Raw genomic sequence first — 14,742 nt, forward strand, 5'->3', positions numbered from 1 at the left:
GCTCACCGCCTCCGGGAGTCGCGTCGGCGCGCGGCGGACAGCGCTTCCCGCTCGAAGTAGTCCGCGCACGGCGTGATCAGGTCCAGGCCGCTCAACGCCTGCATGAAGAGGAACTGGCCTTGGGGATTGACCTCCAGCCAGACGGGCGTTCCGCCGCTGTCCAGCTTCATGTCGACCACGCCCATTCTCAGCCCGAGGCGCCCGAGCACCTCCACCAGACCGGCGGACGTGGCGTCATCGACGTTCGCGGGCCGGAAGCTTCCGGGAAGGTCGCCTCTCCAGTCCAGATCGTGACTGTGGATCGTCACCGCGTGGACCTCGTTTCCGAGGACCAGTGCACGGAGATGGTCCTGCCCCGGAACGCATTCCTGGTAGACGGCCGGGGCCAGGCGCATCGACGCCTCCGCCCCGAGATGGGCATCGGTCACTTTGCGCGTGAACGTCGGCGCGGCGGTACAGCCCCGAACGCTTTTCACGACCACGTCGCCCTCGGCCGCGCGGCAGAACTCCCTGATGGCTTTCGGGTCCTGGCTCACGAGAGTGCGCGGCACCGGCAGGCCGGCCGCCCGCGCCGCGCGCAGCTGAACGAGTTTGTTCTCGGCCGTCGCGGTCGCGTACGGGTCGCTGATCCATGTGCCCCGAAAGTCATTCCACAGCATTCCGGTGAGCGTCGTACGACAGTCGTTGTTGATGATCTCGACGTCCGCGCGATTCGTGATGTGCGGCGGGATCCTTTGGACGTTGTTGCCGCGTCGCCACCAGATGACATCGAGGTCCCCGACGTCCACCGGCTCCCCGCCCTTGGCCGACACGAGGCTCCGGGTGTCGGACCAGCTCAACCCGCCGCGTTCGCAGAGGCTGTCCGTCTCGATCACATCGCAGGCGATTCTTCCACGCGCCCTCAACACATGCCGCATGAGCAGCGCGTGCAGATCCGCGGAGTCCGTGAGGATCGCCAGACGGCCGGTCTTCACCTTCGGCTCCGCATCCTTCACATGAGGGTGTAGTCCACCTTGGAGTCATCCGCCTCGGGCGGGTTCCCGCTCACGGAGAAGGCGCAGGAGCCGCCGGAGCCCTCCTGGATGTCCTCCTTGAGCTCCGCGTAGCGGATGACAGCCGCTTCCCATTCCCTGAGCTCCGGGGGCACCGTGGTCGCGGCGTCACCCTGCGGCGTGCCAAGAAATACGATCGGCCGTGACTTTCCGGTTTCTCGAGTCATGACGCGATTCCCGTCTTCCGCGCTCGATCGGTCGGAAAAGACGCGCGGCGGCCACGGTTGTCCGATACCGGCATCGCGCATCGATCGCACCAACTCCTTTCATGGGATCATCGCGTGTCGGGCGTGTCAAAGCGATCTCTTCCGGACGGTGACGTGTGCCGGTGGTGGGGGGAAGACTGTGGAATTTTCTGTGCTGGGAGCCGTGGGCGTCCGCGACGGCGAGACCGTCGTGCCGTGTGGGCCGCCGCAGCAGCAGGCGGCCCTCGTGATGCTCGCGCTCCGGCGCGGCCACGCCGTGCCGCTGCACGAGCTGGTGAGCGGGGTGTGGGGCGACACGGCGCCGGACTCGGCGGTGATGATCGTGCGCACCTATGTGTGGCGGCTGCGCAAACTGCTGACGGCGGCCGGCTGCGACGCGCAGGTGCTGGCCAGGGTGGGCGACGGCTACCGGCTCGCGGAGGAGCCGCTGTCGGTGGACGCCTTCCGGGCCGAGCACCTGGCGGCGGAGGCGGCGCGGGCACGCGGGGACGGGAAGTACGACGAGTGCGCCGCCCTGCTGACGGAGGCGGTGTCCCTGTGGCGGGGCGAGCCCCTGGCGGGGGTGCCCGGGCCGTTCGCCGACCGGCAGCGCTCCCGGCTGTCCGAGCTGCGGCTGACCCTGCTGGAGGAGCGCTTCGACCTGGAGCTGCTGCTGGGCCGGCACGCCCAGGCGGTCCCTGAGCTGACCGCGTTCATCCGGGAACAGCCGCTGCGGGAGCGGTCGTACGGATTCCTGATGCGGGCGCTCTACGCCGCCGGGCGGCAGGCCGACGCCCTGGCGGTGTTCGGCAAGGCCCGCGAGGTGCTGGCGCTGGAGCTCGGCCTGGATCCCGGGCCCGAGCTGCGCTCCCTCCACGAGCGGATCCTGGCCTGCGACCCGGAGCTCGCCCCGCCCTCGGGCGGGCCGGCGGCGGAGCGCCCGCAGCGGGAGGACGGCGCCTCGGCGCCCCCCGTCCGCCCCGCCCAGCTCCCGGCCGACATCTCCGACTTCAGTGGCCGCGACGAGGCGGTCGCCGAGCTGTGCCGGGCCCTGACCGACCCGGACCGCACCGCGCTCGCCGTCGCCTCCGTCAGCGGGATGGGCGGCATCGGCAAGAGCACCCTGGCCCTGCGGGTGGCGCACCAGGTCAAGGGGGAGTACCCGGACGGTCAGCTCTACGCCGACCTGCGCGGCTCCGGGACGGACGCGGCCGACCCCGGCACCATTCTGGTGAGCTTCCTGACCGCGCTGGGGGTCTCCCGGCGGAAGGTCCCCGGCTCCCTGGAGGACCGGTCCCGGCTGTTCCGTACCCTTCTCGACGACCGCAGGGTGCTGTTGCTGCTCGACAACGCCCGCGACGCCGCCCAGGTCAGACCGTTGCTGCCGGGAGCGGCCCACTGCGCGGTGGTGGTCACCAGCCGGGCGCGCCTGGTGGGTGTGCCCTCCGGTGCCCACGTCCGGCTGGAGGAGTTCAGCACGGCCGAGGCGCTCTGTCTGGTGCGGCGCATCGTGGGCGAATCCAGGGTCGCCCCGGAGGAGGAGGCCGCGCTGGCGCTGGTCGTCGCCTGCGCGCGCCTGCCCCTGGCGGTGCGGATCGTGGCCACCCGTCTGTCGTCCCGGCCGGGCTGGACGGTGGCGCACCTGGTGGCCCGGCTCGCCGACGAGCGGCGCCGGCTGGCCGAGCTGCGCGCCGACGACCTCGCCGTGGCCGCCGCCTTCGAGCTCGGCTACCGCCAGCTGACCGACCCGCAGGCGAGGGTGTTCCGGTCGCTGGCGTCGGTCGCCTGGCCGCACATCGGGCTGGGCGCGGCCGCCGCCGCACTGGGCCTGGACGAGGCGGACGCGGAGGACCTGCTGGAGCCGCTGGTCGACGCCGCGTTGCTCGAGTCACCGGCACCGGGCCGCTACCGGTACCACGATCTGGTGCGGGACTTCGCCCGGCAGCTGCCCCCGGCCGACGAGGACCTCGCGGACTCCGCCGTGGAGCGCCGGCTGCTCGACCACCTGCTGGAGATGGCGGGGGAGGCGTTCAGGTGGATGGTGCCCGGCGACCCGGTGCACAGCACCATCGCCGCCGGCGCCGTGCGGCGGGACGGCCCGCGCTTCACGGACCTGGCCGAGGCCCGCGAATGGGTGATCACCGAATTCGACTGCGCGCTCCACACCGTCCAGTTGCTCGTCAGACGGTGGGAGGCCGCCGAACCGGAGCGGCTGACGGCCGCCGCCGATCTCCTGGTGGCCCTCAGCTCGTTCGGCCAGGACGTCCCCTACGCGCAGATGGCCGTCGCCGCCGAGGCGCTGGCCGAGGCCGCCGCCCTGGCGGGCAACCACCGCGCGGCCGGCCGCGCCCACTTCATCTGCGGCAACGCGGCGATCCAGGAGACCCGGCTGACGCGGGCCCGTACCCACGCCCAGCTGGCCGCCGGGTTCTGCCGGCGGGCGGGCGACCGGGCCATCCTGCAGCAGGCGTGCAACGACCTCGGGGTGATAGCCCAGTTCGAGCAGCGCTACGACGACGCGGCCGGCTTCTTCGACGAGGCGCTCGTCCTGGCCCGGGAGTGGGGGCAGCGGTCGGGCGAGCTGATCACCACGCTCAACGCGGCGCTGGCCCGCATCCGCGGCCGCCGGGCCGAGGAGGCGCTGCCCGCCTGCGAGGAGGCGCTGGCCGCCCTGCGCGGGATGGCGGACCGGCACGGCGTGGCCCACGCGCTGTGCGTACGCGGCCAGGCCCTCCACGAACTGGGCCGGTACCCGGAGGCGCTGGCCGGCTACCGCGAGTGCCTGGACCTCTGCGCGGCGGAGGGAATCCCGGGCCAGCAGGCGCAGGCGTGGTACCGCTACGCCGAGACCCTGCGCGTCATGGGCGAGGTCGAGGAGGCGCTGGAGGCGGCGGACCGCGCGGTGACCTACTACCGGACGGTGCCCGGCCGCGACCGTGACCGGGGCTACGCGCTGTGGACGCAGGCCCGGGTCTCGCACAGCGCCGGGCACCACGGACGGGCGCTGGAGCAGGCGGGCGAGGCGCTGGAGGTCTTCACCCGCACCACGCTGCCCGAGGCCGCGCAGGTGCGTGCGCTCATCGACGGCATACGGCCCGCGCCGGTGTAGGGCGGGCCGCGGCCGTCGGGGCCTCACGCCTTGGTGTTGTACTCGGTCTGGTCGTGGTCGCCCTGGCGGTGGCCGTTGCCGCCCTCGGTGTAGGTGAAGTGGGTGACGGGGGAGTCGGCGGAGGTCCGTGCGGCGCCGTCGGAGCCCGTGGCCGACGACAGGGGCCCGGCGAGGGCCAGCGAGGCGACCAGGGCGGCCGGGACGAGAAGGGCTGCACGGCGCTGGCGGGACACGTAGGTGCGCGACACGGGAGGGTCCTGTCTCTCGGTGGGGCGGTGGAGCGTTTCGATGTGCCGATTCTGCGTGTCGTCCATCTACGTTCGATATACGAGGGCTTGTCACCGAGAGGGAGGGAGCCGGCCCTTCCCCTCGGGGCCTTCCCAGGGTGCCTCGGGCTCCAGGGAGCCGGCCAGCCGGATCCTCGCCGCTTCGATCATGCCCAGCGCACCCCAGCTACTGGTGCCGGTGTACATGTAGCGCAGGGCCGGGCCGTTCTCGGTGAGGCACTCGACGACCACGACCGCACGCATCGCGTGGTGGTCCGACGGCAGCGGCGGCAGGCCGAGCCCGTACACGTCGTCGTTCACGGGTTTCCCCCCGACCCTGCCGGGGCGGGCGGGCGGGCCGCGCCCAGGCGCGCGGCCAGTGCGGCGATGCCCGGGTCGGAGCCGAGTCCGGGGACGGCGCCTTGGTCGAGTTGCGCGCGGCGGGCGTGTTCCACCACGGCCGCGGCGGTCAGCTCCGGCAGCCGGGAGCGGAACCGGTCGAGCAGCAGTCCGGCGGCCGCGTGGAGGTCGTCGTCGGCCTGCGGGCGGCTCGGCAGCGGCAGGGAGCCGAGCAGCAGGCGTTGCAGCGAGGCGAACAGCTGCTGCGTGCCGACCTCGCGGATCGTGAGCGAGAGGTGGGACGAGAGCCCCTCGCCGCCCACCGCCTCGTGGGCGAAGCCGCGCGGGATGTAGAGGACCTCGCCGGGGCCGAGGGTGTCGGTCAGCAGGGCCGGGCCGCCGTCGGCGACCGCGCCGGGCTTCCAGTCGGCGTCGCCGGGGCCGCCGCGCACGGTCCAGTGCTTGCTGCCGGTGTGCTGGAGCAGCAGGACGTCGGCGTCGTCGCGGTGGAGTTCGAGCCCCTGCGCCCCCGGCGGCGTGACGAAGAAGAACGCCTCGACGCGGCGGCCGAGTTCGCCCTCCAGCGCGCGGGTCAGCGCGCGGGTGGCCGGGTGCCAGTGCTCGACGTTGCGCAGTACGAGGGTGGCGCCCTCGGCGAGCAACTCGCGTACCCGGTCCGGGTCGGCGTACCCGGGGGTGGTGACGCCCGCGACGGTACGTGAGCGGGTGTAGCGGGAGGAGTGCACCGGGTCGTCCGCCCGGGCGATCTCCAGGTGGGGGACGCGCAGCAGCCCGCCCGCCACCGCGTTGTCGATCTCCTCCAGGGTGAGGGGCGCGGTCGGCCCGCTGCCGGGACCGGGCCGGAAGACGGCCGGCGTGGTGCGCCAGCAGCGGTCCAGGAAGGCGTCCGTGTCGCCCACCCAGCGGGTGAGTTCCTCCCGGTGCATGCGGTCTCTTCTCTCTGTCGGGTTCCGTCTGGCTGTCAGGGTCCGGCTGGTCGTCAGGCCAGCAGCAGCGCGCGGTCCCAGCGGGTGGCGGGCGCGGTGTCCGTGGCGAAGGTGTGGAGGGCGAGCGCCGCGCCGGCCGCGCCGGTGAGGAAGCCGCCCGGATGCTCCTCGGGCGGGCGTTCGCCCGGGGCGTCGGCGAAACCGAACGGCCGCTCCTCGTCGACGAGGTCCAGCAGGCGGGCCGCCAGGCGCGGCAGATGCCCGGCGAGTTCCGCGTCGCCGCTGTCGCGGGCGACGCGCCAGGTGGTCTGCAGCAGCCCGGCCACCCCGTGGCAGAGCCCGGCCTCGGCCGACGGCTCCGCCTCCGCCGACGCGGCCCGGGTCAGCGCGGCCCGCAGCGCCTCCACGCCGGCCTCCTGCCAGCGAGGGACGCCCAGGGCGAGGCCCGCGAGCTGGAGGGCACGGGCGACGCCCGGGGTGCCGTAGCACCAGGACGGCGGCCCCGCCCCGGGCTGGGCGGGGCCCGGGGCCAGCCGGCCCGGCCACCAGGATCCCGCGCCGTCCGTGCGGCGCCGCACGAGGAGCCATTCGGCGAAACCGGTGATCGCGGCCCGCTGGCCGGGCACCCGCACCCCCTGCCGCCAGGCGAGGGCCAGCAGGGCGAGGGGGCCCGGGAGGCCGTGGGCCATGCCCAGGTTGGCGTGCCCCTCCGCCGGGTCCACCGGCCGGTACGAGTCCCCGGCGAGCGCCACCCACCAGCCGGGCAGCAGCCAGCCGTCCACGCGCACCGGCCGGGCCAGCGACGTCAGCGCCCGCACCAGGCGGGTGACGGCGGCCTCGGCCGGGCCGCCGAGCTCCAGCAGGTGGGCGCCGAGCCCGGCCTGCCCGCTGATCACGTCGTACGCGGTGAAGTCGACGCAGCCGAGGCGCTCGGCGAGGCGCCGCTCCTCGCGCCCGGCACGGGCGCCCGCGATCCCGGCGACCTGCCGCGCGAGATGGTCCCGGGCCGCGGGACCCGCCGCCGCCCGGTGGAGGGCGAACGACAGGGCGGCCACGGGCCCGTACAGCCCCTGCGGCCCGGGAGCCGTCGCCCGTGCGGCGAGCGCGGCGCCGTGCCGCAACCACGCCTGGGCGGCGGTCCGGTGCGCCGGATCGGCGCGGGCCAGCTCGGCGTGGAGCAGGGCGATGCCCGGCGCGCCGTCGCTGAGGCTCGCCGCGCGGAAGGCGGACACGTCCCGGGCCGCTTCGGCGGCGGGGTCGGCCAGACGCCGCGCGACGGTCGCCACGACCTCGGCGGCCCGTCGGCGCAGCGCGTCCGTCGGCACGTCCACCGGCACGCCCACCCGCGCTTTCACCGGGCCGCCCGGAGGCGTTCCCGGCGGCTGCGCAGCGCCGCGGCGGCCAGGGCGAAGGAGCGCTCCTCGGCAGGGCGGTCGATGCCGGTGAGCCGGTTGTGGTGCATGTGCAGGAGGGAGCCCAACGGTCCCGTGCCCGCGCCGAGTTCCCGAAGGAGCGTCCCGTACGCGGTCAGGGCGGGGGCGCGGCGCTCCCAGCACGCGAGGAGCGCCGGGCCGCCGGGCAGCGAGCGGAGCCGCTGCCAGCCGCCGAGCGGGTCGATCAGCTCCCGCGCCAGGTCCTTGGCGGCGCGCGAGGGCCCGTCCGCCCCGGCGGGCACCGGACGGTCGAGGAGGTACCGGACGCCCTCCGTGGTGCCCGCGACACGGCAGGCCAGGTCGACGTGGCCGAGCGCGCCCAGCACCGTCCTGTCCAGGGCCAGCTCACGGCTGTCGAGCAGCTCGACCTGCTCCCGGCAGGCGAGGCTGTCGGCGTGGAAGGCCCGTTCGGCGGCGGCCGCCGCGGCGGGTCCTCCATAGCGTTCGAGTTCCGGGTCGTAGGTGTCCAGCACCAGCCTGTCCCCGAGCCCCTCGGCGGCGAGCCCGTCGCACCAGTCCCGCAGCCGGGGCAGCAAGGAGCCGGTGAGAACGGCGGGCTCGCCGTGGAAACGCAGCCTCAGATGGGGGTCCGGGTCGCGGTAACGGAGGTAGAACCAGCGGTCGGCCTCACCGGGCAGTCCTTCCAGCAGCCGGGGCAGCCGCCGGGCGAGGATCTCGTCCTGGCGCTCGGCCGAGCAGTACACCTTGGCGTACAGCCACCGCGAGCCGGGGGCGTGGGCGGCGCGGGCGCGGCGGGGCTCGGGGACGGGCACGGGCCGGAGCGAGGGCGCGGCCGTGCCGCCGGGCGCCGGGGCCGCCCGGAGCATCGGGAACGCGATCTCGTTGACCCGGCCGGACGGGCCGGTGCCGTCGGCCAGCCAGCCGAAGCCGTGGCCGCAGTCCGTCGGCGGTTCCTGGAGGAAGCCGCCCGGGCGGCGCAGCCACTCGTCGCGCAGCAGCGCCCGGTGGAACGGGCGCCGCAGGTCGAGGGCGACGCGGTTGTCCCCGTTGACGCTCTCCACCCGGTCGGGCACCCGCCAGCGGGACCGCCAGGCGTCGAAGAGCCGCTCCCAGTCGGCGGGCGCGGTGGCCCGCTCCGAGAGCGCCGGGTCCGTCGGACGCCAACGGGCCAGGGTGAGCACCGTGCGCCCGCGCCGGACCCTGGGCAGGTACGGCAGGTCCTCCGCGGCCCCCCAGCGCCAGCGCGGCCAGGCCGGGAGGCCGTGCTGGGTCACCTCGTGGAGGAACCGGGCGGCGTTCGGCGCGTGCCACACCGTCGCGAGCATGCTGGGGACGACCGGGACGACCTCCTTGCCGAGCCGGGGCGCGACCACGGTGAGCCGGTGGACGTCGGCGACGACGGCCAGGTCGGACACCCCGAGCTCCGTCCCGTCGGTACGGTCGGCGAACGCGCCGAGCGTGATGGTGTGCGTCAGGCGGCGCGGCACCAGCGCCACGTTGGTGGTCGCGCCGAGCGGCGGCGGGAAGATCAACTGCGCGGGGACGGCGCCGGGCGCGGTCCCGGGCACCCGCCGCACCAGCTCGGTGACCCGGTCGTCGTCGGCGCCCAGCACGAACCCGAAGCGCCCCGCGTGCGCTCCCGCCGTACGCGCCCCACCGGTGACCACCAGCCGGAAGTCACCGCCGGCCAGCGCCTCGGGCGTGTCGGCGAGCAGGTGCGCCAGGATCTCGAACGACGGCGGAAGCGCCGGGGCCGGCGCGTCCCCGCCCCCGGTGGTCAGCCGCTCGACGAGCGCGTCGTCCAGGACGACCTCCCGCTCGCCGTTGACGGACGCCTCCTGGGCGAGCTCGGTCAGCAACCGGTCCTGGTCCCGCTCCCGCTGCTCCCGGGCGTCCGCCCGACTCCCCTGCGCGGTCCGCGAGGTGGCGGGGAGCCGGTACCCGGCGGGACCGCCGAGGCCGATGTCCGGATCGAGGAGTTCCGTCAGCGGTACGGCGCGCCCGGCACCGTACCGTTCGAGGAAATCGACGTGGTACTGGCGCAGATGGGCCGGGCCCGGCCGGGCCGCGGCCAGGCGCCACAGGGTCTCTGCCGCCCGCTCCGCCTCGGCGCGCACGGCGGGCGGCAGCCGGACGTCCACGTCGAGGCCCAGGTCGACCTGGAGGAGGTGGTCCGAGGGGTGGAGGGCGGCCATCCGGTGGCCGGCGGCGTCGCGGGCCCCACGGCCGCGGCCGAGCGGCGTCGCCGCGTAGTCGGCCAGCTCCTTGTGAACGGCCGACAGCTCGGCGGCGACGAGGGCCACCGGGCCGGGGAGCGGTCCGGCCGCGTGATCCCGGACGGCCAGCAGGTCCAGTACGTGGCCGAGCGGATCCGCGCCGTCCAGCGGCGGACGGAGCTCCGTCAACAGCACTTCCGATCCGACGAGGTCGAGGAGGTGCCGCTCCACGGTGGCGGCCGGCGCCCCGGGGTAGGCGGCGAGGAGGTCGGCGACCAGATCACCGAACGGCACGGGCAGAGCGGCACGCCGCATGACGTGGCGCACCACCGCGCCGGCCCGTACGGACACCTCCTGGGTGACCGGCCGGGGGCCCGCCCCGGGGGCCGGGACGTAGGGGACGACCAGCCGGTCACCCCGCACGAAGCACAGGTCGTTGAGGACGACGCGCAGCGGCCGCAGCACGGCGGGCTCGCGCTCCAGCCGCGCCACGACCTCGGTCAGCCAGCCCATGTCGGGCCGCACCGCCTTGCGGTGACGCCCGCCCCAGCGGACGCCGGCCGTCGCCGGCTCGTCGGCGAAGCCGATGGCGGCGACCCCCGCCATGGTGCCGAAGGGCGTGGCCCGGCCGGACATCCGCAGCCGGTAGCGCGCCAGCGCCCGCACCGCGCGCCGCAGTTGCTTGACGCGGACCGGTTCCCCGGCGAGCACGGCGTCGAGAGTCCGGCTCAGGGAAGGGCTCGCCAGCGAGACCGCCTCCCTGAGCCGGTCGTCGGCCGCGGCGGTGCACAGATGATCCCGCAGTGCCGCCTCGTCGTCGCCGGGCCACTCGTCGTCGCCGGGACCGTCGGGCGCCGGCGGCCGGATCGCGGCGCGGAACAGCAGGGTCTCCGCGCACCGGAACGCCGACGGACCAAGGGCGTCACCGCCCGGGCGGGCTGCGTGTGCCGACACGGGTGCCTCCAGAGAAGTGCGGGAACGAGTGAGGCGGCCCGCCCAAGGACCGGGCCGCCTCACTGATGCGTTCTGAGCGGGTCGTGGACCGGGCGTCAGATGGTGGGGCAGTGGAACGGCCAGGAGCCGGTCGCGGCCTGGACCGCGGCGGCCTGCTCGTCCTCGCCCTGAGCGGCGACCTCGATGACGTCCAGCTCGAACAGCTCGTCGAAGTTGTTCATGTCGACTCCATTCACTTCGTGTGCGACGCGCCCCGTTTCCGGCGGCGGCCCCGGGCTTCTCCCGGCGGCTGACGCCAACGTACGGAGCGCCTTTCTACGGCTTATCTACGTGGGATCCGCGCCGCGTCGACGCGGGTCCCCTCCGGATCCCCCCGTCCCCACCCGGTCTCCGATGGCGGTCGCGCCGGAGCGGTCGCAGCATGGAAACGAGCCGGTTCGCTTGCTCCGCAAGCGCCTCGCGAGGCGACGGCCCGTCCCGGAGTCCGTGGGAGTCGCCATGCCCATGCTGCTGATCAAGGGGAATTTTCATCTTTCCGGTCACACCAGACCCGACGGGGACACCGTCCCGTTCATCCCGGACTACGTGGGCGAATGGAAGCTCGTCCAGGGATGCCACAAACCGGAGCCGGCGGCGGACGGCCACGTCGACGTGCGACTCGAGGGCATCGACGCGCTGGAGACCCACTACTCCGGCAACTACGGGACGGAGGAACGCCAGCCGAGGAAGTTCGCCGACGCCGCCACGGACGCGATGCTGACGTGGCTCGGTTTCACCGACATCCGGCGCACCCTGGACCTCCAGACCGGTCGCGAGACCATCTCCGCCACTCCCGACAAGGTCCCCGGCTACATCCTCACCCGCGGCAGCGACGTCTTCGGCCGCTGCGTGGCACTGGTCGTCCCCGGCCCCCCGGTGGGAGCCAGCGGCTACGAGATCGACGTCAAGGCCACGCTCCTGGAGAAGACGGCCAACCAGCACCTGCTCGCCGAGGGACTGGCCTACCCCACCTTCTACTCGGGCTTCCCCGCCGAGCTGCGCCGCGCGATGACCGCCGCCGCCCTGACGGCGAAGGCCGACCCCGGCAAGGGCATCTGGAACATCACGTCCGACACGCTCGGCGATGTGACCCTCACCGGAGCGAAGGTCACCGGGATGGCCTCGATCACCGACAACGGCGCGGTGATCCTTCCCAAGTTGTTCCGCAGGCTGAAGGAGTACCTGTCGCTCGGCAACACCTCGCTGGCCTGCTTCCCCGCGTATCTGGGCGGCGCCGCGGACAAGTTCCGCCTCCTGTCGGGCGACCACGAGTCCAAGCTCATCACCGGCCTCCACAACGTCGTCGAGATCACCAACGGCGAGACCGTGAAGATGACCCACCCCTCGGAAGAGCTCCTCTTCGACGAGAAGTGACCGGCCGCGTGGTCCTTGGGGGCGGCGCTCGCCCCCAAGCGGGCGCCTGCCCGTGAACGGCCCGCACTCCGGTCACTCCCGCACGCCCGTGTCGCGGGCGTCCGGGCAGGGGATGCCACGGACCATGACCGTTGAGAGATCACGCCGGCGTTCACGCACCCGTGCCCTGGCGGCGGCGACCGCCGCCCTCGCTCTGGCGGCGACGCCCATGACGTCCGCCTCGGCGCACGACCACGACCAGCGGTCGGTCCTCCTGCAGTGCCAGGGCACCGAGTCCGTCTCCTACAGCCCCGGAGTCACCCTCCGGCCACGGCACTTCGACGTCACCACCGACGGACGGTTCGTCTCGTGCGTCGACGTGGGAGGGAAGGTGCGGAGCGGCTCGTACCGGGAGACGTTCGGGCTGTTCGCCGGCTGCGACGACCTCCTGGAGGGCTTCACGGCGCGGCGGACCTTCCGCTGGAGCACCGGCGACACGAGCGTCGCCGACATCAGCGGCAGCAGTACGGAGGTGGCGGGCCAGGTCGTCACCACGATCACCGGCAAGGTCGTCGAGGGCCGGTTCAAGGGCCGGACCGCTGTCGAGATCATCACCCTCCCGCAACCGGGCGTGCTGCAGTGCCTCACCACCGGCTTCACGGGCGCGACGGGAGTGACGACGCTCACGATCACATGAGGCCCCGGCCGCCCGGCCGAAAGATCCTGGCCACCACCGAGGAGACAGGCTCACCTCCGAGAACGTCCCGCAACTCCCGTACGCCGTCCCGGCGCTGCGCCGGTGTGAGCGAGAGATGACGCTCGACGCGTTCGTTGAAGGAACGCCGGTACGCGGCGTACAGGCCCTCGTCGGCCCGTACCCGGCCCGCGATCCGCACCAGGGCCGCGGTGCCGGCGAAGTCCTCCTCCGGTACGTCGTCGTACGGCACGACGTCCGAGAACCGGTTGGCGGTCCGTCCGAAGAGCGTGCCGCCGAGACGGCGCACGGTGAAGACGTGGGCGTAGTGCTGCTCGTGCAGTGCCAGCGGCAGCCGGTCCAGGGCCAGCGCCTCGTGGAGCGCGGTCAGCCCCGGTGCCATCAGGTACGCGGGGGTGTTCACCACCTGCCGCAGCAGCTCGCGCTGGGGCAGGCAACGGAACGTGGTCTCCCGGCCGGCGAACGAGACGGTTCGCCCCCGCCGCCCGGCGAAGGGGCCACCGCAGACCAGCACGCGCCGGAACCGCGGCCAGTCGCGCGGCAGGTCCTCCAGTCGACGCCCCAGCAGCGACAGGTAGTCGTTGTTCGACTCGAAATCCAGCAGGAAGTTCCTGAAACCACCGACATTGACCAGCAGGTCGTACTCCGGCGGCGCCGCACCCGGCGCCGGCAGGCCGGTGTGATCGATGATCGCGCCGGTCAGGTGCACGGCGGGCCCCGACCCGAGCGCGGCGAACTCGGCGAGGCGCGCGTCGATCCCCGGAAAGTTCTGCACCACGCTGTCGGTGGCGAGCAGATGCGCGGCCACGATCCGCTCGTGCGGGGAGAGCCCACGGAGGTGGGCGTCAGCCGCCGCGTAGCCGGAGCGCGGCAGCCCCTCGCACAGGTCACGGATCCGGGCCAGTGGCCGCCCGAGCCGCCAGAAGCCGAACAGGCTGTCCACCATGACCACCGGCCGTCGCGCCACCACGGCCCGCAGGGCCAGGTCCGCGTCCATCGCCGACACCACGTGATCGCCGGACTCCACGAGGGCGTCGACGGACCCGGACACCGGCCGGATGTCGTCGAAGACGTCCGGGTTGGCCCGCGCGAAGGACGCCGCCACACCGTCACCCACGAACACCCGCTCGTGGCCGGCGAGCAGCCGTGAGACCGCGGCGAGTTCGGCGACCGGGCCGAACCCGCAGTTCTGCGCCCCCATCACGATACGCACGTCGGCGCCCCCGGACCGCCGGCCCCGCCCCGCTTCGTGCCGCCGCCCGCCGGCCGGGCGGCGAAGACCTCGACGAGGCGCTCCGCGAACGCCCCGGGCCGCCCGGCGTATCCGGCGTGGCCGCCCGGGAACAGCACGGGCCGGTGCCCCAGCCGGTGCGCCAGAACCACCGCGGGGCGGTGGATGACATACGTCCGCGAATCGAGGCCGCCCGCCATCGTGACCCGGTCCGCCACCGCCGCGAGCGCGGCGGGATCGGGCACGAACCGGGTGGCGGGGCGCATGACATGGGCCAGGAAGAACGCGGTGTTGTCGCGCTCCTGGGGCAGCGCCGGCGCGGGACGGCCGCCGAACAGCGCGCTGAGCCTGTGCAGGGCCGGCGCCACCCCCTCGCGGTGGAACGTCCGCAGGACGTCGTCGACGAGCGCGAGGTGCTCCCCGGCGTCCGGCAGCAGGCCCAGGGCGGGCGGCTCGTGCGCCACCACCGCCCGCACCCGGCCCGGATGACGTGACGCGAGCTCCAGCCCCACGAGCGCGCCCAGGCAACTGCCGAACACATGGACCGGCTCGCCCGCCGGGAACAGCCGCGCCAGCAGACGGGACGCGTCGTCCGCGTGCACCTCGACCCGCTGCTCCACCGGCGGCCCGTCGAGCACGCTGCGGGAGATGCCGCGCGGGTCGTAGCAGACGACGCGGAAGCGCGCGGCCAGCACGGCGGCCAAGCCCTCGAACACGGCCGCGTCGCTGTTGCCACCGGTGATGAGCAACAGGGGCGGCCCCGCACCCCGTACCTCGTAGTACAGCCGGGCGCCCGGCACCGCGAGCGTCCCCGTCGTGAGTGTGTCCATCGCACTCCAGGTGAGTACCGACAGCCATAGGCATGCCCGGACGCACCGCTCCCATGCCCCGGAGGCCCGTACCCCGGCCCGCCCCGTGCGCGATGCCGGCGAAGGCCGCACG

The 14,742-nt window shown here is 74.4% G+C and carries 13 protein-coding genes; 3 read left to right on the forward strand and 10 right to left on the reverse strand.

Going from position 1 to position 14,742, the window contains the following annotated elements:
* Positions 1-2: 2 nt before the first annotated feature.
* Both ACX9I7_RS20570 and ACX9I7_RS20575 read right to left on the reverse strand, forming a co-directional pair.
* The gene (locus tag ACX9I7_RS20570) at positions 3-995 is read right to left on the reverse strand and encodes an ATP-grasp domain-containing protein (protein WP_459388133.1); all 993 of its coding nucleotides are present in this window, start codon (positions 993-995) and stop codon (positions 3-5) included.
* Complete coding sequence (locus ACX9I7_RS20575) at positions 992-1,300, reverse strand: hypothetical protein (RefSeq protein ID WP_387570682.1); 309 nt, start codon at positions 1,298-1,300, stop codon at positions 992-994. The genes ACX9I7_RS20570 and ACX9I7_RS20575 overlap by 4 nt, the downstream gene beginning before the upstream one ends.
* A gap of 109 nt (positions 1,301-1,409) precedes the next feature.
* On the opposite strand from ACX9I7_RS20575, the gene ACX9I7_RS20580 reads away from it, so the two are divergent.
* Positions 1,410-4,346 carry an AfsR/SARP family transcriptional regulator gene (locus tag ACX9I7_RS20580; protein WP_459388134.1) on the forward strand — a complete coding sequence of 979 codons (2,937 nt, stop codon included), beginning with the start codon at positions 1,410-1,412 and terminating at the stop codon, positions 4,344-4,346.
* Positions 4,347-4,369: 23 nt separating this feature from the next.
* On the opposite strand, the gene ACX9I7_RS20585 is transcribed toward ACX9I7_RS20580, so the two are convergent.
* From ACX9I7_RS20585 to ACX9I7_RS20610, 6 genes are all read right to left on the reverse strand, one after another.
* Positions 4,370-4,594 carry a hypothetical protein gene (locus tag ACX9I7_RS20585; protein WP_387570688.1) on the reverse strand — a complete coding sequence of 75 codons (225 nt, stop codon included), beginning with the start codon at positions 4,592-4,594 and terminating at the stop codon, positions 4,370-4,372.
* A 90-nt stretch (positions 4,595-4,684) separates the two neighbouring features.
* Positions 4,685-4,933, reverse strand: a complete 249-nt coding sequence (locus ACX9I7_RS20590) for a hypothetical protein (RefSeq protein ID WP_387570691.1) — start codon at positions 4,931-4,933, stop codon at positions 4,685-4,687.
* Positions 4,930-5,898, reverse strand: a complete 969-nt coding sequence (locus tag ACX9I7_RS20595) for a JmjC domain-containing protein (RefSeq protein WP_387570694.1) — start codon at positions 5,896-5,898, stop codon at positions 4,930-4,932. The genes ACX9I7_RS20590 and ACX9I7_RS20595 overlap by 4 nt, the downstream gene beginning before the upstream one ends.
* 53 nt (positions 5,899-5,951) lie before the next feature.
* The gene (locus ACX9I7_RS20600) at positions 5,952-7,229 is read right to left on the reverse strand and encodes a lanthionine synthetase C family protein (protein WP_459388135.1); all 1,278 of its coding nucleotides are present in this window, start codon (positions 7,227-7,229) and stop codon (positions 5,952-5,954) included.
* 20 nt (positions 7,230-7,249) lie between these two features.
* Positions 7,250-10,462: a lantibiotic dehydratase gene (locus ACX9I7_RS20605; RefSeq protein WP_459388136.1), complete on the reverse strand. Its 3,213-nt coding sequence runs from the start codon at positions 10,460-10,462 to the stop codon at positions 7,250-7,252.
* A 95-nt stretch (positions 10,463-10,557) separates the two neighbouring features.
* Entirely contained in the window at positions 10,558-10,683 is a 126-nt protein-coding gene (locus ACX9I7_RS20610) for a hypothetical protein (protein WP_358629715.1), read from the reverse strand.
* 277 nt (positions 10,684-10,960) lie between these two features.
* Between ACX9I7_RS20610 and ACX9I7_RS20615 the strand changes: the two genes are divergently transcribed.
* Positions 10,961-11,875 carry a nuclease gene (locus tag ACX9I7_RS20615; RefSeq protein WP_387570703.1) on the forward strand — a complete coding sequence of 305 codons (915 nt, stop codon included), beginning with the start codon at positions 10,961-10,963 and terminating at the stop codon, positions 11,873-11,875.
* Positions 11,876-11,999: 124 nt separating this feature from the next.
* Entirely contained in the window at positions 12,000-12,551 is a 552-nt protein-coding gene (locus tag ACX9I7_RS20620) for a hypothetical protein (RefSeq protein ID WP_387570705.1), read from the forward strand.
* Here ACX9I7_RS20620 and ACX9I7_RS20625 read toward each other — a convergent pair.
* Together ACX9I7_RS20625 and ACX9I7_RS20630 are read right to left on the reverse strand one after the other, a co-directional pair.
* A complete protein-coding gene (locus ACX9I7_RS20625) occupies positions 12,544-13,782 on the reverse strand; it encodes a hypothetical protein (RefSeq protein ID WP_459388137.1) in 1,239 nt (412 codons plus the stop codon). The genes ACX9I7_RS20620 and ACX9I7_RS20625 overlap by 8 nt on opposite strands.
* On the reverse strand, positions 13,770-14,630 hold the full coding sequence (locus tag ACX9I7_RS20630; RefSeq protein WP_459388138.1) for an alpha/beta fold hydrolase: 861 nt from the start codon (positions 14,628-14,630) through the stop codon (positions 13,770-13,772). Before ACX9I7_RS20630 ends, ACX9I7_RS20625 begins: the two co-directional genes overlap by 13 nt.
* Positions 14,631-14,742 lie beyond the last annotated feature (112 nt).

The sequence above is a fragment of the Streptomyces sp. L500 genome, assembly GCF_054551825.1.

What these genes read in the sequence shown, in the direction of transcription:
- ACX9I7_RS20575 (WP_387570682.1), bottom strand. Translation starts at nt 1,300, where the DNA reads ATGCGCGATGCCGGTATCGGACAACCGTGGCCGCCGCGCGTCTTTTCC.
- ACX9I7_RS20595 (WP_387570694.1), bottom strand. Translation starts at nt 5,898, where the DNA reads ATGCACCGGGAGGAACTCACCCGCTGGGTGGGCGACACGGACGCCTTC.
- ACX9I7_RS20615 (WP_387570703.1), top strand. Translation starts at nt 10,961, where the DNA reads ATGCCCATGCTGCTGATCAAGGGGAATTTTCATCTTTCCGGTCACACC.
- ACX9I7_RS20610 (WP_358629715.1), bottom strand. Translation starts at nt 10,683, where the DNA reads ATGAACAACTTCGACGAGCTGTTCGAGCTGGACGTCATCGAGGTCGCC.
- ACX9I7_RS20630 (WP_459388138.1), bottom strand. Translation starts at nt 14,630, where the DNA reads ATGGACACACTCACGACGGGGACGCTCGCGGTGCCGGGCGCCCGGCTG.
- ACX9I7_RS20620 (WP_387570705.1), top strand. Translation starts at nt 12,000, where the DNA reads ATGACCGTTGAGAGATCACGCCGGCGTTCACGCACCCGTGCCCTGGCG.